The sequence below is a fragment of the Allobosea sp. genome (genome assembly GCF_035944895.1).
In the GTDB taxonomy this organism is placed as follows: Bacteria; Pseudomonadota; Alphaproteobacteria; order Rhizobiales; family Beijerinckiaceae; genus Allobosea.
Window position 1 is genome coordinate 101,572 of the sequence record NZ_DASZAT010000005.1, and the last position, 19,455, is coordinate 121,026.

General features: G+C 67.5%; 17 protein-coding genes. 4 read left to right on the forward strand and 13 right to left on the reverse strand.

The features are described 5' to 3' along the window. Positions 1–138: 138 nt before the first annotated feature. The 4 genes from VGV58_RS02915 to VGV58_RS02930 all read right to left on the reverse strand — a co-directional run bounded on the left by VGV58_RS02915 (position 139) and on the right by VGV58_RS02930 (position 5,914). Positions 139–714, reverse strand: coding sequence for a hypothetical protein (locus VGV58_RS02915; RefSeq protein WP_326872473.1), 576 nt, complete (start codon positions 712–714; stop codon positions 139–141). A 187-nt stretch (positions 715–901) separates the two neighbouring features. Beyond that, on the reverse strand, positions 902–1,576 hold the full coding sequence (locus VGV58_RS02920; protein ID WP_326872474.1) for a Crp/Fnr family transcriptional regulator: 675 nt from the start codon (positions 1,574–1,576) through the stop codon (positions 902–904). 115 nt (positions 1,577–1,691) lie between these two features. Beyond that, a complete protein-coding gene (locus tag VGV58_RS02925) occupies positions 1,692–2,285 on the reverse strand; it encodes a LysE family translocator (RefSeq protein WP_326872475.1) in 594 nt (197 codons plus the stop codon). A 74-nt stretch (positions 2,286–2,359) separates the two neighbouring features. Further along, positions 2,360–5,914, reverse strand: coding sequence for an indolepyruvate ferredoxin oxidoreductase family protein (locus tag VGV58_RS02930; protein ID WP_326872476.1), 3,555 nt, complete (start codon positions 5,912–5,914; stop codon positions 2,360–2,362). A gap of 279 nt (positions 5,915–6,193) precedes the next feature. Between VGV58_RS02930 and VGV58_RS02935 the strand changes: the two genes are divergently transcribed. Both VGV58_RS02935 and VGV58_RS02940 read left to right on the forward strand, forming a co-directional pair. Continuing rightward, the gene (locus VGV58_RS02935) at positions 6,194–6,844 is read left to right on the forward strand and encodes a DUF1007 family protein (protein ID WP_326872477.1); all 651 of its coding nucleotides are present in this window, start codon (positions 6,194–6,196) and stop codon (positions 6,842–6,844) included. Continuing rightward, entirely contained in the window at positions 6,835–7,851 is a 1,017-nt protein-coding gene (locus VGV58_RS02940; RefSeq protein ID WP_326872478.1) for a nickel/cobalt transporter, read from the forward strand. Before VGV58_RS02935 ends, VGV58_RS02940 begins: the two co-directional genes overlap by 10 nt. A gap of 127 nt (positions 7,852–7,978) precedes the next feature. On the opposite strand, the gene VGV58_RS02945 is transcribed toward VGV58_RS02940, so the two are convergent. The 6 genes from VGV58_RS02945 to VGV58_RS02970 form a co-directional block, all read right to left on the reverse strand. Beyond that, the gene (locus tag VGV58_RS02945; protein WP_326872479.1) at positions 7,979–8,905 is read right to left on the reverse strand and encodes a DUF6454 family protein; all 927 of its coding nucleotides are present in this window, start codon (positions 8,903–8,905) and stop codon (positions 7,979–7,981) included. A 76-nt stretch (positions 8,906–8,981) separates the two neighbouring features. Further along, entirely contained in the window at positions 8,982–9,371 is a 390-nt protein-coding gene (locus tag VGV58_RS02950; protein ID WP_326872480.1) for a nitrile hydratase accessory protein, read from the reverse strand. Then, positions 9,358–10,017 (reverse strand): nitrile hydratase subunit beta, encoded by a 660-nt coding sequence (nthB, locus tag VGV58_RS02955; RefSeq protein ID WP_326872481.1) that lies wholly within the window; start codon positions 10,015–10,017, stop codon positions 9,358–9,360. Before nthB ends, VGV58_RS02950 begins: the two co-directional genes overlap by 14 nt. Continuing rightward, positions 10,014–10,646, reverse strand: coding sequence for a nitrile hydratase subunit alpha (nthA, locus tag VGV58_RS02960; RefSeq protein ID WP_326872482.1), 633 nt, complete (start codon positions 10,644–10,646; stop codon positions 10,014–10,016). Before nthA ends, nthB begins: the two co-directional genes overlap by 4 nt. Positions 10,647–10,659: 13 nt before the next feature. After that, the gene (locus tag VGV58_RS02965; protein ID WP_326872483.1) at positions 10,660–11,856 is read right to left on the reverse strand and encodes an amidase; all 1,197 of its coding nucleotides are present in this window, start codon (positions 11,854–11,856) and stop codon (positions 10,660–10,662) included. A 27-nt stretch (positions 11,857–11,883) separates the two neighbouring features. Then, entirely contained in the window at positions 11,884–13,473 is a 1,590-nt protein-coding gene (locus VGV58_RS02970) for a gamma-glutamyltransferase family protein (protein WP_326872484.1), read from the reverse strand. A gap of 111 nt (positions 13,474–13,584) precedes the next feature. Between VGV58_RS02970 and VGV58_RS02975 the strand changes: the two genes are divergently transcribed. Then, positions 13,585–13,824 (forward strand): hypothetical protein, encoded by a 240-nt coding sequence (locus tag VGV58_RS02975; protein WP_326872485.1) that lies wholly within the window; start codon positions 13,585–13,587, stop codon positions 13,822–13,824. 2 nt (positions 13,825–13,826) lie between these two features. Here VGV58_RS02975 and VGV58_RS02980 read toward each other — a convergent pair whose 3' ends face one another. From VGV58_RS02980 to VGV58_RS02990, 3 genes are all read right to left on the reverse strand, one after another. After that, positions 13,827–14,189, reverse strand: coding sequence for a DUF1850 domain-containing protein (locus VGV58_RS02980; protein ID WP_326872486.1), 363 nt, complete (start codon positions 14,187–14,189; stop codon positions 13,827–13,829). Beyond that, positions 14,186–16,345, reverse strand: a complete 2,160-nt coding sequence (locus VGV58_RS02985; protein WP_326872487.1) for a TRAP transporter permease — start codon at positions 16,343–16,345, stop codon at positions 14,186–14,188. The genes VGV58_RS02980 and VGV58_RS02985 overlap by 4 nt, the downstream gene beginning before the upstream one ends. A gap of 185 nt (positions 16,346–16,530) precedes the next feature. Then, positions 16,531–17,460 (reverse strand): TAXI family TRAP transporter solute-binding subunit, encoded by a 930-nt coding sequence (locus tag VGV58_RS02990; protein ID WP_326873552.1) that lies wholly within the window; start codon positions 17,458–17,460, stop codon positions 16,531–16,533. 269 nt (positions 17,461–17,729) lie between these two features. On the opposite strand from VGV58_RS02990, the gene VGV58_RS02995 reads away from it, so the two are divergent. Next, positions 17,730–19,352: an OpgD/OpgG family glucan biosynthesis protein gene (locus VGV58_RS02995; protein WP_326872488.1), complete on the forward strand. Its 1,623-nt coding sequence runs from the start codon at positions 17,730–17,732 to the stop codon at positions 19,350–19,352. Positions 19,353–19,455: the final 103 nt, after the last annotated feature.

Here is a 19,455-nt window from a genome sequence, read left to right on the forward strand (position 1 = left end):
TTCGGCGACCATGGAGCCGGCTAGGTTCGGGCAGGCCCAGCCGCTCGCCCCACTGCCGCAATCCGGGCGACCTCCGCCTCTTTCGAATTGGAGGCCGCGCCGGGCACGTTCACCCCGAAGGGCTGGATGTGGCAGTGATCAGGACTTCTGGAAGTGGAAGGCTTCGGCGAAGGTCAGTTCGACCATGTCGCCCCGCTTCAGGAGGCGAGCGTCGTTCTGAATCTCGGGATCCGACACGATCCGGGTCCGCGGCCCGGCCGGCCCGACATAGCTGACGATGTTCGTCGCAGGATCATAGCTCTCGAACTTCGCCGTCACCGTCAGCGTCCGCACCACGAATTTCTCGGGCAAGTTCTGGAAGGAAGAATCGGCGACCATCTCCGTGTAGACGATGTTGGGCTTGGCGCCCTTGCGAGCGCGCTTGGCGCTAAGGACCGCGCCTTCGGCGCGCCGAACCTCGACCTTGTCGCCCGCTTTGAGGTTCTGCAAGTCGCCGAGGGTCTCCGGCACTGCGACGGGCCAGGTCTGGCGGCCCTGCCGGACGACCACGATGCGGTCGGCGGGATGCACGGCGACGACATCGACATCGAGCCGCTCGACTTCCACCGGCCCGACGCCGGCGACGATGACCGTCTGGCTGGTGACCACCGGAGTGGTCGCGCAACCCGCGAGGGCGAATGAAACCACGGCGATCGCGCTGATTTTCTTCAACATCGGGCGTCTCCCTTTCGAACGCTGTCCGGTCTGGAATCAACTGCCGGCTTGCGGGATTCGGTCTGCAAATCGAGGAAACTGCGAATGGACGATTTCGCGAGTTCAAGAATAAAGGCCAACTTCCGCCGCGCTACAATAGGCGGTCGGAAGACGAATTGGGACTAGTGCTTCACTCTACCTGCTTGCCCTAGCCTTCGTAGCGCGCCAGCCGCTCCAGATCGAGGATCGTCACCTCGTTGTGGCCGACCTTGATGAAGCCGAGCTCGGCCAGCCTGGCGAGGCTCTGATTGGCCATCTGCCGGGAGATGCCGGCGAGCAGGCCGAGTTCCTCCTGCGAGATCGTCAGGGTCCGGTCGTTGTTCGGATAGAGGATCGGGTTGAACAGCCAGGCGAGGTTGCGGGCGAGGCGGCCGGTCGCGCCCAGCATGCGGTCGTACTCCGCGAGCCCGATGAACTGGGCGAGGCGCTCGTTGAACTGGTGCACCAGGAAGCGGTTGAAGGCGGCCGAGTGCTCGAACAGCCAGAGGAAGGTCTGGCGCCGCATCAGCGCGACCTTGCTCTCGCGCAGGGCGACGAGATCGTAGCGCCGCGCCTCGTTCTTGATGATCGTGCCCTCGCCGAACCAGGCGCCGCCGCGCAGGCCGGCCAGTGTCGCCGATTTGCCGCTGCGCGAGGTCGTGCTCATCTTGAGCAGTCCGTCGGCGACGCCGGTCCAGGATTCCAGCCGGTCGCCGACATGGCAGACATAGGCGCCCTTGCCATAGGCCTTGAGGCTGGTGCCGCGCCGGGCTTCCTCGAACTCCCCCGGCGTCAGGTCGTTCGACCAGGCGGCGATGCGGCGCAGCTCGTCCTCGGAAATCAAGATCAGCCCGTCCCTCGATCACCCACCCAGGTGAACCGGCACTATGGGACGGCAAGGGGCGCGAACTCAACCACGCCTTATTGCGAGGCCGTTCGCATGTCGTATGGGACGACCGTCACCATTTGATCGCAGCGGCGAGCGAGGCGAGCAGCAATACGGCGAAGATCAGGTTGACGATGCGATTGCTCCGGGGATCGCGAAACAGCCTGGTCAGGCTGGAGCCGGCGAGCAGCCAGGCGATATTGACGGCGGCGATGACGAGGAAGAGCAGGCTGATCTTGACGCCTGCGTCGACCGCCGGCTGTTGCGGCAGCAGGGCAAAGCCGGAGAATAGCGCAGTCATCGCCGCATAGCCCTTGGGGTTCACCAGTGAGAGTGTGAAGCCGGCGATGAAGGAGGGGGCGGCCGCATCGCTGTTCGCCTTGGCGAGCGGCGGCGCCGTCGCGATGCGGAAGGCGAGGTAGAGGAAATAAAGCGCTGCCAGCACCGTGACGACCGGCGCGAGGCCGGGCCGCGCCAGCACGACGGCGACCACGCCACTCGCGGTCAGCGCCATCACCGCGAGCATGCCGAGGGTGATGCCGGCGCCATAGCCAAGGCCGCGACGAGTGCCGAAGGCAGCGCCGGTCGCCGTCAGGCTCAGCGTCGCCGGGCCGGGACTTCCGGTGAGAGCGACGCTGGCGAGGAGGAATCCGGCCAGTCCGTCCATGACATGCCCCGCAGCCCTTGAGCGAGCGCGAAGGAAAGCGGGTAGCACGCCGCTGGTCTTGAACGTTCGTGCGGCTATTCCGCCGCCCGCGGCATCGCCAGCGCCTCGGCCGAGCCGTCTCGCAGGCGTTTCAGCAGCTCCGCCTCCTCGGCCTTGGCGGCGGTGAGATGGCGCTCCTTGACGTGGCCGAAGCCGCGGATCTTCTCGGGGATCGCGGCAAGCGCAACGCAGAGCGCATGATTCTGCGGCGAGAGCTTGCCGAGGATCTCGGCGACCAGCGCCTCGTAATCGGCGATCAGCTTGCGCTCGGTCTTGCGCTCCTGCGTGTAGCCGAAGATGTCGAAGGTGGTGCCGCGCAGGCCCTTGAGCTTCGCCAGCAGGCCGAAGGCGCCCAGCATCCACGGGCCGAAGCTCATCTTGCGGGGCAGGCCGGTATTGGGGTCGCGCTTGGCCAGCAGCGGCGGGGCGAGGTGGAATTCTAGGCGCAGCTTCTGGCCGGCCGCGCTGTCTTTCTCGAAGGTCGCGGCGAGTTGCTTGCGGAAGGCGCCGTCGCTGTAGAGCCGGGCGACCTCGTACTCGTCCTTGTAGGCCATCAGCTTGAAGAGATAGCGCGCGACGGCTTCCGCCAGAGCGGTCTGCCCGGGAAGCACGCTCGCTTCCTTCACCCGTACCTTCTCGATGAGGTCGCGATAGCGCGCGGCATAGGCAGCGTTCTGGTAGCTGGTCAGGAACTCGACGCGGCGGGCGAGGATCTCGTCAAGGCTCTGCGAGATATGACGCGCTTCGGTCGGCGCCTTGGCTTCGGCGAGGGCGGCGTTGAGCGCGGCCGGGTCATGCGCGGCGCGGCGGCCGAGCTCGAAGGCCTGTCTATTCATTGCAACGGCTTCGCCGTTGAGCTCGATGGCGCGCAGCAGCGATGCCCGCGACAGCGGCACGCCGCCATGCTGCCAGGCATAGCCGAGCATGAACATGTTGGCGGCGATGGCATTGCCGAGGAAGGCGACGGCTGCGGCGGTCGCATCGACGAGATGGGTGTTGTCGCGGCCGGCCGTGGAGACGATCGAGCGCTTCAGGCGCTCGGTCGGCAGCGAGAAATCGGCATTGCGGGTGAAATCGCCGGGCATGGATTCGGCGGTGTTGACGACCACGGCCGAGCGGCCCTGGCGGATCGCGCCGAGCACCTTCTTCGAGCCGGTGACGGTGAGGTCGCAGCCGAGCACGAGATCGGCCTGGCCGGCGGCGACGCGGATGGCGTGGATCTCCTCCGGGGTCGGCGCGAGGCGGACATGGCTGAAGACGGCGCCGCCCTTCTGGGCGAGGCCGGCCATGTCGATCATGCCGCAGCCCTTGCCTTCGAGGTGGGCGGCCATGCCGAGGATCGCGCCAATGGTGACGACGCCGGTGCCGCCGACGCCGGTGACGACAACAGCGAAATTGCGGTCGAGTGCCGGCACTCTGGGTTCAGGCAATTCGCCCGCACCAAGGGCGGAGGCATCCATTGTGCGCGGCTCCGCCTTCTTCGGCCGTGCGCCATGCACGGTGACGAAGGAGGGGCAGAAGCCCTTCACGCAGGAAAAGTCCTTGTTGCAGTTCGACTGGTCGATCTGGCGCTTGCGGCCGAACTCGGTCTCGAGCGGCTGCACGGAGACGCAGTTCGACTTGACGCCACAGTCGCCGCAGCCTTCGCAAACCAGCTCGTTGACGATGATGCGCTTGTCCGGATCGGGATAGGCGCCGCGCTTGCGCCGGCGGCGCTTCTCGGTGGCGCAGGTCTGGTCGTAGAGCAGCAGCGAGACGCCTGACGCGGTGGCAAGCTCGCGCTGCACGGCGTCGAGATCGTCGCGATGGTGCAGCGTCGTGCCGGGGGGCCAGAGCGTGCCGGCCGGGTACTTGTCGGGATCGTCGGAGACCACCGCGATGCGCGAGACGCCCTCGGCCGCGACCTGGCGCGCCATCTGGTCGGGCGAGAGGTGCCCTTCGGCCTGCTGGCCGCCGGTCATCGCGACCGCGTCGTTGTAGAGCAGCTTGTAGGTGATGTTGACGCCGGAGGCGACGGCCCAGCGGATCGCGAGCGAGCCGGAATGGGTATAGGTGCCGTCGCCGAGATTCTGGAAGACGTGGCCGCGCTTCGAGAACGGCGCTTCGCCGACCCAGTTGGCGCCTTCGCCGCCCATCTGGGTGAAGCCGGCGGTGTCGCGGTCCATCCACTGCACCATGTAGTGGCAGCCGATGCCGGCATAGGCGCGCGAGCCCTCGGGCACGACGGTCGAGGAATTGTGCGGGCAGCCCGAGCAGAAATAGGGCGTGCGCTTGGCGACCTCGATGGCTTCGGCGAGCCGGCCCTGAGCGGCAGCGATCTCCTCGAGGCGGGCACGCAAGGCGGGATCGTCGCGGTATTGCAGCAGGCGGGCGCCGAGCGCGATCGCGATGTCGTTGGGATCGAGCGCGCCATGGACGGGGAAGAGCCACTCGCCCTGCTCGTCCTTCTTGCCGATCACCATGGGCTGGTGCGCAGTGCCGTAAAGCTCCTCGCGCAGCTGCACCTCGATCAGCGAGCGCTTCTCCTCGACGACCATGACGAGGTCGAGCCCGGCAGCGAAATCCTTCAGCTCCTGCGGATCGAGCGGCCAGGGGCAGGCGATCTTGAACAGGCGGATGCCGAGGTCATTGGCGCGGACCTCGTCGAGACCGAGCTCCTCCAGCGCCTGGCGCACGTCGAGATAGGACTTGCCGACGGTGATGATGCCGATGCGCGGTGTCTGCCCGCCGGAGAGGACGGTCTGGTTGAGCTTGTTGGCGCGAAGATAGGCCAGGATCGCGGCGCGCTTGTGCAGGTGCAGCCGCTTTTCCTGGTCGAGGAAGTCGAGCTCGCGGCGGATGTTGAGCCCGCCCGGCGGCATGACGAAATCATCGGGGGTGGCGATGCTGACCCGGTCGACCGAGCCGTCGACCGAGGCGGTCGATTCGATGTTGTCCTTGACGCATTTCAGGCCGACCCAGACGCCGGCGAAGCGCGAGAGCGCAAAGCCGTGCAGGGAATAGTCCATGATCTCCTGGACGCCGGCCGGGTTGAGGATTGGCATCATCCGGTCGACCAGGACGAACTCGGTCTGGTGGGCGTTGGTCGAGGATTCGGCGGTGTGGTCGTCGCCGAGCAGGCAGAGCACGCCGCCATGGCGCGAGGTGCCGGCCATGTTGCCGTGGCGGAAGACGTCGCCGGTGCGGTCGACACCGGGGCCCTTGCCGTACCAGAGCGCGAAGACGCCGTCATATTTGCCCTCGCCGGAGAGCTCGGCCTGCTGCGTGCCCCAGATCGCGGTGGCGGCGAGGTCCTCGTTGAGCCCGGGCTGGAAGACGATGTTGGCGGGCTTGAGCTGCTTGCCGGCGCGGGCGAGCTGCTGGTCGAGCCCGCCGAGCGGCGAGCCGCGATAGCCGGAGACGAAGCCGGCGGTGTTCAGGCCGGCGCGCCGGTCGCGCTCGTGCTGAACCAGCAGCGTGCGGGCGATGGCCTGCGTGCCGGTCAGGAAGATCTGCTGCTTGGAGAGGTCGTATTTGTCGTCGAGCGCGACCGTCCTGAGCTCCGGCTCATCCGCTGCGGCGCCCTGCGAAGTCTGCTGCGTACCGGCCATGGCCGACCTCCCGACGATCGCATATCCATCGACTATAGGGACCGGTAGGGCCGGTCTCCAATCCGTTATTATGTCAGCAAAGCTGTCATAAATGACGTGATATCGTCAAATCACTCTGGGCTGATTCCAGAGTGGAGGATGCCTCCGGCGCCGCGATTTGGCCGCCTTTGCGGACGATGCCGGCAGAGCTCCCGGCACGAGATTGCAGGGTAGGCGTGCAAGGCGCGTTTTTGTATGAAGGCCCGGCTGGATTCGCCGCAGATTCGAGGAAATTGCCGCGTGCCGCGACACTCGACGTTTTTGACGCTGTTCGCTGCCGCATCGGCCTGGATCGGCCTGGCTTTGCCGGCGCTGGCGCATCCGCACGTCTTCGTGACCTCGCGCACCGAGATTATCTATGACGCCACCGGCGCCGTGAAAGCACTGCGGCACCGCTGGAGCTTCGACGAGGCCTATTCGGCCTATATGGTGCAGGGCCTCGACAAGAACGGCGACGGCAAGATCACACCGGACGAATTGACCGAGCTTGCCAAGGTCAACATGGAATCGCTGCCGGATGTCGGCTTCTTCACCATCGCCAAGGCGAACGGCAAGGTGCAGGAATTCGGCACGCCGGGCGAGGCCTCGCTGGCCTACGAAAACAAGATCCTGACGCTGACCTATACGCTGCCGCTGAAGGTGCCGGCAGTGGCCAATCGCTCTTTCGGCATCGAGGTGGGCGATCCCACCTATTTCGTCGCCTTCGAGATCGGTGAGGAGGCCGACGCGGTGGCCACGCGCGATGCGCCCAAGGGCTGCATCGTCCGGATCATGCGCCCGCCCAAGCTCGACGCGGCGACGCAGCAGCGCCTGGCGCAGGAAGACATCACCGCGACGCCGGACATGAGCGCCTACCAGGTCACCACCAGGGCGCTGGTGGCATGTCCCTGAGCGCTCCTGCCGCGCCAAGCTTGTCCGTCTGGCCGCGCCGACTGCTCGTCGCGCTGCTGGCGCTCGCTTTGGTCGCCGGGGCGCTCGGGCTGATCGCCTGGCTGGCCAGCCTCTATTTCCCGCCGCCACCCCCGCCGCCGCGCAACCCGTTCGGCACGGCGCTGCCGCGCGAGGCGCTCCCGGCGACGACCGGCATCGGCGCGGTGATCCTCGCCTGGCAGTCGAGCTTCTATCGTGAATTGACCGCGACGCTGAAGGCGATCGCGCAGTCGCCGGCGGCGCTGCCCGGCCTGCTCGGGCTCGCCTTCGCCTATGGCGTCTTCCACGCCGCCGGGCCCGGCCATGGCAAGGCGGTGATCTCCGGCTACATCGTCGCCGACAATCGCAGCCTGAAGCGCGGGCTGGCGCTCTCCTTCGCGGCGGCGATCGTGCAGGCGCTGGTCGCGATCGGGCTGGTCGGCGCGCTGACGCTGGCGCTCAACGCGACCGCCAAGACCATGGCCTCGACGACCTGGGTGATCGAGCAGGGCAGCTTCGCGCTGGTGGCGCTGGTCGGGCTCTATGTGCTCTGGCGCAAGGCCGGCAACCTCGCTGCGCTCGGCGGCAGCGCGGCGCATGACCCCGCGACTTGCGACCATGTCCACATGCCTGGCGCGGAGGAGGTCTCGCGCCTGCGCTCGTTCCGCGAGATGGCCGGCGTCGTGCTGGCGGCGGGCCTGCGCCCTTGCGCGGGCGCGCTGATCATCCTCGTCTTCGCCAATGCGCAGGGTCTGCTCTGGGCCGGCATCGCCGCGACCTTCGCGATGGCGCTCGGCACGGCGCTGACCACAGGCGCACTGGCGGCATTGGCGGTATTCTTCAAATTCGCGGCGCTACGCTTCGCCGGTGGCGGCTCCCTGAAGGGAGCCCGGATCATCGCCGGGCTCGAAGTGCTGGCGGCCGCCTTCGTCGCGGTACTGGGGGCGGCGCTGTTCTTCGGGCTCTGGGCGGCCGGGCAGGGGAGCTAGCCTCCTTCTCCCCTCGGGGGAGAAGGTCCGGCAGGGGATGAGGGCGGTTCGACTGGGTGAGCCACCCTTCCCTCATCCGTCAGCGCTTCGCGCTGCCACCTTCTCCCCCGAGGGGAGAAGGAAGCCTTCACTTCGCCTCGTAGACGAACAGGGTCGACTTGTCGTCATCCGGCATGAAATAGGCGCGCACACCGTCACCCGCCGGCTCGACCCAGAACGGGTTCTGCGTCATCGGCAGGCCGGAGGGCGACCAGAGTTCGATCGGCATCTGGAAGACCGGGCGGTTGTCCTTGAGATCGACGATCTCGAAGCCGCCCAGGCGGAAGACCGGGCCGTCCTTGCTGGCGCGATAATTGTTGAGGCCGGAGCAGAGCATCCGGCTCATGCCGATGAAGTGGCAGTCCTGATAGTCGATGTAGAGCGCGGGATTGGCGACGCGCAGGCTCTCCGGTGCGGCCGTCGCGTTGGTGACCTTGCCGTCGGCGCCGAGCGGCCAGGCGTAGAAGCGGCGCGAGCCCCAGCTGACGCCGTGCAGCGACTTGCCGTCGGTGTTGTGGACGATGCCGCCGACATGGTCCTTGAAGCGGAAGACCTCGGTCGCCTTCAGCGTTTCGGGATCGACCTTGTAGATGATCGACTGGCTGTTCGGCCGGTATTCGGCGACCGGGACCCAAAGGTCCTTGCCGTCGAAATCGATGCCGCCGGGATGGTAGATCGAGCCCTCGCCGAGCGTGATCTCCGCCAGCAGCTTGCCCTGCGCATCGACCTTGAAGAGATGGCCGGCGCCTTCGCCGGTGTCGCGGTCATAGCCGTCCTTCGGCTCGGTATAGCGCGTGGTCGGCTTCTTGATCTCGACCGAGGAGATGAAGAAGGCGTCGCCGATCTTGACCATGCCCTGTGGATGGTGCGTCGGGAACTGCAGTTCGATCGCGGCCTTTTGCGTCCATTGCGTCGACCGCGTCAGCTTCGGGAGCAGCGTATTGAGCGCGGGGTCGGCAGCCTCAGCCGTCGTCGCCAGCGCCACGGCGCCGAGCGCCATCATTGCGGTCCTCATCGCGATCCTCCTCCGGCAGCCCGTTCTCGGGCGTTGCCGGGATAATCGCGCTTCATGACGGCGCTGCAAAGCCCGATCAGTGCTGAGCCAGCGGGTCGTTCTCCAGCAGGATCGGCTTGCCATGCGGCGTCGCTTCAGCCGCGCGCTCCCAGGCGGCGGCGCGGGCATCGACGCCGTCATGCGAAGCAAGGCCCTTCTCGATCAGCAGGTGCTCCAGCGCCTCGCACCAGCGCTCGTAATAGTCGGAGCCATCGCGGCAGCCGCCATTGGCCAGGGCTTCGCGGATTTCGCCACCGAGCGCCTGCGCCCATTCGTCGGCGCTGAAGACGCCGCGGTTCTGCAGGGCGACGACGAGGGCAAAGGCCTGCGCCTGCCAGGGTTCGGCGAAGACCGGACCTTCGGCATCGCGCGGGATCGGCGTGCCGGCGGCGAGCGTCTCGGCCAGGGCAGCGTCAGGCCGGCTCAAGATAGCTCTCCCAGGCCTCGATGCTGACGGTGGTCGTCGGATCGGCGTCGCGGCCCCAGAGCTCAGGGCCGGTGAAGACGACGGTGTAGAGCCATTGCGCCGTCTCGGGCGCGCCATGGGCGCCGGTGTCGGGGAAGACATGGCAGCCGGTGACCAACTCGATCACGCCCTGCTTGCCGCGGGCATAGCGCGGCAGGCGGGTATGGTGCTGCGGGTGCATTACGATGGTGCGGACCTTGTCTCCGACCTTGAAGCGGGCCGGGGCCGGCGCCTCGCGCTCATAGGGGAAGCCACGGCGCAGGACGGTTGGAACCTCCTCGCCTTTCAGCACGCGCTTGGGCTCGCGGCGGGCGCTGCCGGCGACGCCGGAGGCCAGCTCGTCCTTGCTCAGGAAGCCGTGCTGGACCAGCACCTTGTCGAGCGCCGCCAGCCAGATCTGGTAGTAGCTCGACGACAGGTACTGCGCCGGCGGCAGGCTTTCGCGGGCATGGCGGATGCCGTCGATCGTCCAGGCGCCCATGGCGCCGGCGGCGACATTGATCGCCAGGACCTTCTTCTCCCAATCGGCATGGAAGATCGGCTCGTCCTTCTCCGGCACGACCGGGCCGAAGCCCATCTGGCCGCCGAGGTCGTGGGCGCTGTTCATGGCTTATCCTCCGGGGAGGGCAGGCCGACGCCGATCATCGAGTCGCGGTTGACGATGGATGCGAGCTCGTCCTCGCTCCAGCCTTCGGTGCCCTCCGGCCGCATGGGGACGACGATGAAGCGCGTCTCGGCGGTCGAATCCCAGACGCGGATGCGCTGGCCCTCGGGCAAGGTCACGCCGAAATCGGCGAGGGTGCCGCGCGGATCGATCACCGCCTTGGCGCGATAGGGCGGCGATTTGTACCAGACCGGCGGCAGGCCGAGCACCGGCCACGGATAGCAGGAGCACAGGGTGCAGACGATGAGGTTGTGCTCCTCGGGCGTGTTGAAGCAGGCGACGATGTGCTCGCCGCCGCGCCCGCCATAGCCGAGCTCGGCGACGGCGGCGGTGCCGTCCGCCTTCAGGCGTGCGGCATAGGCCGGATCGCTCCAGGCTTTCGCCACGACGCGGGCGCCGTTGCGTGGGCCGATCCTGGTCTCGTAGGTGTCGATGATCGCGTCGAGCGCGCTGGGGTCGACATAGCCCTTCTCGACCATCAGCGATTCCAGCGCCTTCACCCGCGCTTCGATCGGCGTGAAATGGTTGTCGTGGTCATGGTCATGATGATGGTGGTGGTCGTGGCCGCTCATCGGACCCTCCTCGTCATGCCAGCCTGATCCGCGCCGCCCGCTCGAACCTCACAGCGAAGGCGACGAGCGATGCGTCGGAGCCCTTCGGCCCGATCAGCGACAAGCCCAGTGGGGCGTCGTCGCGATGGGCGACAGGAATCGAAATCTGCGGGAAGCCGGAGAGGCCGGCAAGGCAGAGCAGACGCAGGGCACGGTTGCGGAAATCCTCGAGCTCGGGCTCGCCGGCGCTAACCAGCGGCGCGACATCGGGCACCGTCGGTAGCATCAGGACGCCATCCTTGCCGAGCAGCCTGGCGAGCTTCGCCCGGAAGGCCTTGCGCACACTGTCGCCGCGGGCGACCTCGGCATCGCTGACCGCCTTGCCGAAGGCGAAACGCTCCGCGACGCCGGGCCCGAGCGGCATGGCGTGGCGCTCGATCATCGCGCCATCCGAGGCCCAGGCCTCGCGGCCTTGGATCCAGCGGAAGGCCCAGTAGAGCGCGTCCATGTCGCTGACGGCGCGCACCGTCTCGGGCTGGCCGAGGATCGGCACGACGCGCTGCACGACATTGCGCAGGATGCGCTCGGCCTCCGGCACCGCCTGGGCGAAGAGATCGTCGGCGAGCAGGAGGCGCGGCGTCTCAGGCAGCGTCAGCCGGTCCTTGCCGAGCACAGCATTGGCGGCGCGGGCGAAGACCTCACCGTCCCGGGCGAAGAAGCCGGCGGTGTCGAGGCTCTCGGCCAGCGGCCAGGCGCGCTTCAGCGAAAGCCTGCCATGTGTCGGGCGGATGCCGAACAAGCCGCCATAGCTCGCCGGCGCGCGCACCGAGCCGCCGGTGTCGGAGCCGAGCCCGATGTCGGCGAGCCGTCCGGCGACCGCCGCCATCGAGCCGGAGGAGGAGCCGCCGGTGATGCGGTCGGGCGCTGCCGGATTCACAGGCGAGCCGAAATGGGCGTTCTTGCCGTTGAGCGAGAAGGCGAGCTCGTCGGTATGGGTCTTGCCGACGAAGCGGGCGCCGGCCTCCAGGAAGGCCTTCACGATCGGTGCCGTCTTGGTCTTGATCCCCGACAGCGCCAGCACGGTCGGCGAGCCCGCTCCGGTCGGATAGCCCTTGACGTCGAACAGGTCCTTGACCGCCAGCGTCAGCCCGGAGAGCGGGCCGGACGAGGCGTGTTTCACGAGCGCTTGCGGATAAGGCACGAAGCAGCGGAACGGGTCGTTCTCGATCATGTGTTCTCAGATCCCCCCAGATCCCAATCAGATGCCGCGGGCGTCGCCGTCCGAGCGTGGATCATGCGTCGCCTCGACATGGCCCTTCTGGTGCTTCACCAGCATGCCGGCATGGCCGAACTGGTCGGAATAGGCCTCGCTGTATTCCTCGACCGGGTGGCCGGCGGCAGTCAGCCTGGCCAGCAACATCGGGTCGAAGCGGTTCTCCAGCTTGAGCGAGATCGAGCCGGCGCCCCAGGTGCGCCCGAAGAGCCAGCGCGGCGCATCGACGGCATCGGCGACGCCCTGGCCGAAGCGATAGCGCGACAGGATCTGCGCCTGGAACTGCGGCTGGCCATCGCCGCCCATCGCGCCATAGCTCATGATCCGGCCATCGTCGAAGCGGGCGAGCGGCGGGTTGAGCGTATGGAAGGGCTTGCGGCCGGGCGTCAGCGGGTTGAGCGCCTTGGCATCGAGCGAGAAGGAGACGCCGCGGTTCTGCCAGTTGACGCCGGTCTTCGGCAGGATGCAGCCGGAACCGTATTCCCAGTAGAGCGACTGGATATAGGATACAGCGAGGCCGGAGCCGTCGATCGCGCCCATCCAGATCGTGTCGCCCTCGCCGGGCCGGAAGGGCCAGCTCGCGGCGCGCTTGCGGTCGATCTTCGCGGCTTCGCGTTTGAGAGCCGCTTCGGTCAGCAGGCTAGCTGGATCGATGGTCATGAAGGCCGGGTCGGTGACGACCTTGTCGCGGATGGCGAGCGCCCGCTTCACCGCCTCGACCAGGCCGTGATGGTGGTCGAAGCGTTCGGGCCGGGAGACGCCGAGCTTCTCGAAGATGCCGAGGATCATCAGGGCGGTGAGGCCCTGCGTCGGCGGCGGGAAGTTGTAGACGGTGAGCCCCGGCAGCTTCAGCGACAGCGCCTGTACAGGCCGGGCGCGGAAGGCTTCGAGATCGGCGCGGGTGATCGGCGCGCCGATGCGTCCGAGGTCCTCGGCGAGCTCGCGGCCGATATCGCCGCGATAGAAATCGCCGAGCCCGGCATGGGCGAGTTGCTCCAGCGTCGCGCCGAGCGCCGCGGGCTTGCGCCGGTCGCCGCTCTTGGGGCGTTCGCCGCCCGGCCAGAAGAACTCGCTGAAGCCGGGCGCTGCCTTCACCGCATCGACTTCCTGCGGCCAGGTGCGCAGCTCCGACTCCGAGATGTCGTAGCCCCCGCTGCAGTGGCGGACCGCGTCGGCGAGCAAATCCTTCAGCGGTAGCTTGCCGCCAAGGCTGGCGGACAAGGCGAGCGCCGCCTGCCAGCCGCCGATCGCACCGGCGACGGTGATCGCCGCGTCCGGGCCGCGCGCCGGCAGCGTGTCATGGCCCTTGTCGCGATAGCGCTCGATCGTGGCGAGGCTACCCGCCGGACCGCAGGCCTCGATCGCGTGGACCTTGCCGCCGGGCTCGTGCACCAGCCAGAAGCCGTCGCCGCCGATCGCGTTCATATGGGGGTAGACGACCGCGATGGTCGCGGCCATGGCGACCATCGCCTCGATCGCATTGCCGCCCTCGGCGAGGATGGCGCGCCCGGCTTCGGAGGCGAGACGGTGGGGTGCGGCGACGGCGGCCGAGTCGAAAACCGGAGAATCGGGCATCAGGTTCTTTTCATTCAGGCAGGCGGGACCATATGCCGGTAGGCGCGATTTTGTTGCATGCCGCCGCCGGCTAGGCTAGGCGGTCCATGCATGGGTTCCGAGGGTAAAAGCATGGCGGCTGGCCGCACCAACTGGCGCAACGTGATCATGGTGGTCTCGCTTGCCATCCTGATCGCGGTCGAGATCTTCGGCGTCGCGCTGGCGTCCGGCTGGGCGCTCGCCGGCCTGTTTGAACTCGGCCATGCCGTCGCCTATGTGCTGATGGGCCTGTTCTCGGTGCTGGCGGCCTATGGCCTGGTGAACTTCATGCGCCGGGTCGTGAAGATCGAGCGCCTGACCCACCGCAGCTAAGCTCAGCCGCAAGGTTTCATCACCACCGGATCGGCCTCAGCCGGCAGCAGCTCGTCGAGCGCCCGGCAGCGGCTCTCCACGCAGATTCGCCAATCGGCGGTGGCGCCCGAGCGGCGCATCACCACCTCACGCAGGGGCGGCAGCTCCGGTTTCCAGCGCCAGAAGCCGTCGACGAGCTTGGCGCCCTCAGGCGGGTCCATGCCGGCGCCGGAGCCCTGGATGCGCGCCTCGGTGATGACGAGACCTTCAGGCGCCTCCTGCCAGACCTCCTCCCATAGCGATTTCTGTACCGAATGCCGCCAGGACAGGGTGATCTCGCTCGCGCCGAGCGGGATCAGCAATGCGCCGGCGGCAAGGCAGATCATGCCGGCCGGGCTGTTGTCGCCTCGCGATTGGCCCACCAATGGCGGGCGACGATCGCGGCGGCGAGGGCGTAGCCGAGCGGATCGCTATAGGGGAATTCGCCGAACAGCATCACGGCTGCGGCGAATGAAAGCACCCGCTCGAGCACGGTCATGCGCCCGAACAGGAAGCCGATCGCGACCATGCCGAACAGGGCGATGGCGATGCTGGCCTTGATCACCGCATAGACCACGGACGGCCAGAAGCCGATCAGGTTCGACATCGGATCGCCCGGCTGCAGCATCAGCGCCGGCGAATAGACGGCGATGAACGGGATGACGTAGCCGGCGAGCGCGACGCGCATCGCCTCCCAGCCGATCTTGTCGGGGTTCTCCCTGGCGATCGGCGCCGCCGCCAATGCCGCCAGCGCCACCGGCGGCGAGAGGTCGGCCATGATGCCGTAGTAGAAGGCGAACATGTGGCTGACGATCAGCGGCACGCCGAGCTTCTCCAGCGCCGGGGCGGCCAGCGCCGCGACGATGATGTAGGTCGGGATCGTCGGAATGCCGGTGCCGAGCAGGATCGAGAGCACCATCGTCAGGATCAGGGCCAGGAACAGGCTGTGCTGGCCAAGCCCGATGATCCAGGCGCCGAAGGTGGTGCCGATGCCGGTCTGCGTCATCAGGCCGATGATGGTGCCGACGATAGCGCAGGCGATGCCGACCGGCAGCGCCGTCTTGGCCGCGTCGGCGAGGGCGTTGCGGCAGATCGCGAGCGTCGCCCGGCCGCCGATGGTGAGGGCGTTGAGCAGGACGAGCGCCAGGATCAGGCCGGCGACGATGCGGACGTCCATGCCCTCGCGCAGCAATGCGCCGGCGATCAGCCCGAGGCCGACCCAGAAGATCACGCGCAGCGTCATCGTCTTGAAGCCGAGCGCGATGCCGGCGCCGAGCAGCAGGCCGACGGTGAGGGCGAGCCCGATCGTGCCGGCGAAGAGCGGCGTGAAGCCGTGGAACAGCATGGCGACGAGCACGGCGAGCGGCAGCGCCAGATACCAGCGTTCGCGCAGCGCCTTGAGCGGGCTCGGCAGAAGGCTGCGCTCGATGCCCTTGAGGCCGTATTTGCCGGCCTCCAGATGCACCATCCAGAAGGCCGAGGCGAAGTAGAGCACGGCCGGGATCGCGGCTGCCTTGACGATCTCGGAATAGTCGACGCCCAGCGTCTCGGCCATGATGAAGGCGGCGGCGCCCATCACCGGCGGCATGATCTGGCCACCCATCGACGCCGTCGCCTCGACGCCGGCAGCGAAGGCGCGCCGGTAGCCGAACTTGATCATCAGCGGGATGGTGAACTGGCCGACGGTGACGACGTTCGCCACGCCGGAGCCGGAGATCGTGCCCATCAGGCCGGAGGAGAACACCGCGACCTTGGCCGGGCCGCCGCGCGCGCCGCCGAACAGGCCGAGCGAGACGTCGTTGAAGAGGTGGATCATCCCGGCCTTCTCGAGGAAGGAGCCGAACACGATGAACAGGAAGATATAGGTGGCGGAGACATAGGTCGGCACGCCGTAGAGGCCTTCGGTGCCGAAGGAGAGGTGGCCGACGATCTGGTCGAAGCCGTAGCCGCGATGATTGAACGGCGCCGGCAGGTACTGGCCGAAGAACCAGTAGAGCAGGCAGGCGCCGCACATGATCGGCAGGGCGTTGCCCATCAGGCGCCGGGCGGCTTCGAAGACGAGGATGGCGAGGGCCGAGCCGACGACGAGGTCGAGCGTGGTCGGGTCGCCGTCGCGCGCGATCAGGTCGGCATAGAAGATCAATTGGTAGAGGCCGACCAGGAAGCCGACGAGGCCGATCGCCCAGCCGAGCCAGCGCCCGGCCTCCGTCTTCGCCTTGAAATTGGCGACGAGGCCGAAGGAGAGCAGCAGCAGGAAGCCGACATGGACGCCGCGCACCGCCTGGCTCGGCAGGAAGTGCCAGGCCGAGATCAGGATCTGGAAGGAGGCGAAGGCGAGCGCGACGGCATAGGCGAGCAGGCCCCATCTGCCCGGGCCGAAGCCGGGCGGAAAGCCGTGCTCGAAATTGTCGAGCGCCTCGTTCTCGATCGGCGCGCCGGTCGCTCCGGAGAGCTCGTGCAGCCGGTCGGTATCGGCTCCCGCCACTGTGGTCTGCTGCGCCATCGTCCCGCCCGTCCCCGAAAACCAAAGCCCGTCATTGCGAGGAACGAAGCGACGAAGCAATCCAGGAGGACGTAGAGCACGGCCGCCCGTGGATTGCTTCGCTTCGCTCGCAATGACGCTTCAGCCAGATCGAAATCCGCTCTAGCTGGTCATGAGATTCCCGGGGCGAGCCCGAGAATGACGCTCTACGAGCCGACCTTCAGGCCTTTTTCCTTGAGATAGCGCGCGGCGCCCGGATGCAGTGGCACGGGCATGCCGTCGAGCGCGTTCTCGAGCTTGATCGACTTGCCGGCCGAGTGCGAGGCGGCGAGGTCGCCGAGGTTCTCGAAGATGTTCTTGGTCATCTGGTAGACTAGCTCCTCCTTCACCCCCTCATGGGTGACGAGGTAGTTCACCACCGCCGCGGTGTTCACGTCGGTGGTCTGGCCGCCATAGGTGTTGGCCGGGATCGGCGTGCTGATGAAGGGCGGGCCGGCCTTGTCGATCACCGCCTTGGGCACTTCGACGACGACGATCTCGACGGAGGCCGCAAGATCGCGGATCGAGGCGACGCCGAGGCCGGCCGATTGCAGGGTGGCGTCGAGCTGGCGGTTCTTCATCAGCTCGACCGATTCGGCGAAGGGCAGATACTCGATCTTGCCGAGGTCCTTGTAGGACAAGCCGGCGGCGGCGAGGATGGCGCGGGCATTGAGCTCGGTGCCGGACTTCGGCGCGCCGACCGAGAGGCGCTTGCCCTTGAGGTCGGCGAGCGTCTTGATGCCGCTCTCCTTGGAAGCGACGATCTGGACATAGTTCGGATAGATCGCGGTGATGCCGCGCAGCTTCTTCAGCGGGCTCTTGAAACCGGCCTCCTCGTCGCCCTTCCAGGCGGCGTCGAGGGAATCGCCGAGGGTGAAGGCGATCTCGCCGCGGCCCTGCTGCAGCAGCACGAGGTTCTCGACCGAGGCCTTGGTCGCCTGCACCGAGGGGCGGGTGTTCGGAATCTTGTCGCCATAGATCTTCGAGAGCGCGACGCCCATTGGATAGTAGACGCCGGAGGTGCCGCCGGTCAGCACGTTGATGAAGTCCTGGGCCTTGGCCGCGACCGGCGTCACGGCGATGATCACGGCAGTCATGAGGCCGGCAAAGCGGCGGCCGGCGAGCAGCGTCGTCATGGTTCCTCCCGAAACAGGCTCCGGCTCAAATGGCCGGACTTTGCCTGTTGTAGGCTGGGCAGGGGGGAAATGAAAAGTTGTCCCAAAGCTCTAGGTGCTCGCTGTTGCCGCGATTGCGTGCGATTTCCGCCCTGCTCCAGCCAGGAAGCTCGGGAGATTGCCCTCGCCGGCTGGACAGGCTAGCCGGAAACACCATCTTCCGATCTTTCCCCGATGGAGCGCCCCGCCCGATGCAGCCGCGACAGCCGACCACGCCCCTGATCGACCGCCGCACTTTGCTTGCGGGCGCTGCCGGCACGGCCGCCCTGGCCGCAGCCGGTTTCTCCGGCCCGGCGCTGGCGCAGCAGGGGCTGAAGCTCGGCACTGCCGAAGCCTTCTCCTTCGAGGGGCTGAAGGCGCGGGCCCGCGATCTCGCCGGCAAGCCCTATGAGGTGCCGCCGAACCCCAAGCCGGACGTGCTCGAGAAGATCGACTACGACGCCCATGGCAAGATCAGGTTCAAGCCGGAGCTGGCGCTCTGGGCGAATGGGCCCTCGCCCTGGCCGGTGACCTTCTTCCATCTCGGCCGCTACTTCCAGAAGCCGGTGCGCATGCATGTCCTCGACGAGGGCAAGGCGCGCGAGATCGTCTACGACGAGAGCTATTTCGAGATGCCGGCCGATTCACCGGCCAAGCAATTGCCGCCCGGCGCGGGCTTTGCCGGCTTCCGCTTCCAGGAAAGCCGCTCCGGTCATCCCGGTCGCAAGGGCGAGAAGCTCGACTGGCAGAAGAACGACTGGGTCGCCTTCCTCGGCGCCTCCTATTTCCGCGCCATCGGCGAACTCTACCAGTACGGGCTCTCGGCCCGCGGCCTTGCGGTCGACCCGGCGGTCGGCGACCGGCCGGAGGAATTCCCCGACTTCACCCATGTCTGGCTGGAGACGCCCGGCGAGGCGGCCGAGCATGTCGTGGTCTACGCGCTGCTCTCGGGGCCGAGCGTCGCCGGTGCCTTCCGCTTCCGCATGCATCGCGGCAAGGGCGTCGACATGGAGATCGAGAAGGAGCTGCATCTGCGCAAGGATGTTGCCCGGCTCGGCGTCGCGCCGCTGACCTCGATGTACTGGTACTCCGAGACGGCTAAGTCGACCATGGTCGACTGGCGCCCGGAGGTGCACGATTCCGATGGGCTCGCGCTCTGGACCGGCACTGGCGAGCGCGCCTGGCGCCCGCTCAACAATCCGCAGCGCACCGTCGCCTCGTCCTTCGTCGACGAGAATCCGCGCGGCTTCGGCCTGATGCAGCGCGACCGCGCCTTCGACCACTATATGGACGGCGTCTATTACGAGCGCCGGCCGAGCCTGTGGATCGAGACGCTCGGCCAGTGGGGCAAGGGCGCGGTCCAGCTGATCGAGATTCCGACCGACGACGAGATCCACGACAATATCGTCGCGATGTGGGTGCCGGAGGCCCCGGCCAGGGCCGGCAATTCCTATAATTTCCGCTATCGCCTGCACTGGCTGGCGGACGAACCCTTCCCGCCGGCACTCGGCCGCGTCGTCGCGACGCGGCTCGGCAATGGCGGCCAGCCCGGCACGACACGACCCAAGGGCGTGCGCAAGTTCATGCTGGAGTTCAGGGGGCCGGCGCTGGAGGACATCCCGTTCGGGGTCAAGCCCGAGGTGGTGCTCTCGGCCTCGCGCGGCTCGTTCTCGTACATCTTCGCCGAAGCCGTGCCGAACGACGTGCCCGGCCATTGGCGGGCGCAGTTCGACCTCACCGTCGACGGCACCGACCCCGTGGAGATGCGCTGCTTCCTGCGCGGCGGCGACAAGGTGCTGACCGAGACCTGGCTGTACCAGTACTGGCCGGGCTGAGCGGTTGCCCCGCAGCGAAGCGCGTAGCCGGCACAAGAATCCGGCGACGCGCCTTGTGGTGAAATTCCCTTAGGTCATCTGCTTGTTGCGCGGCACTTGCCGT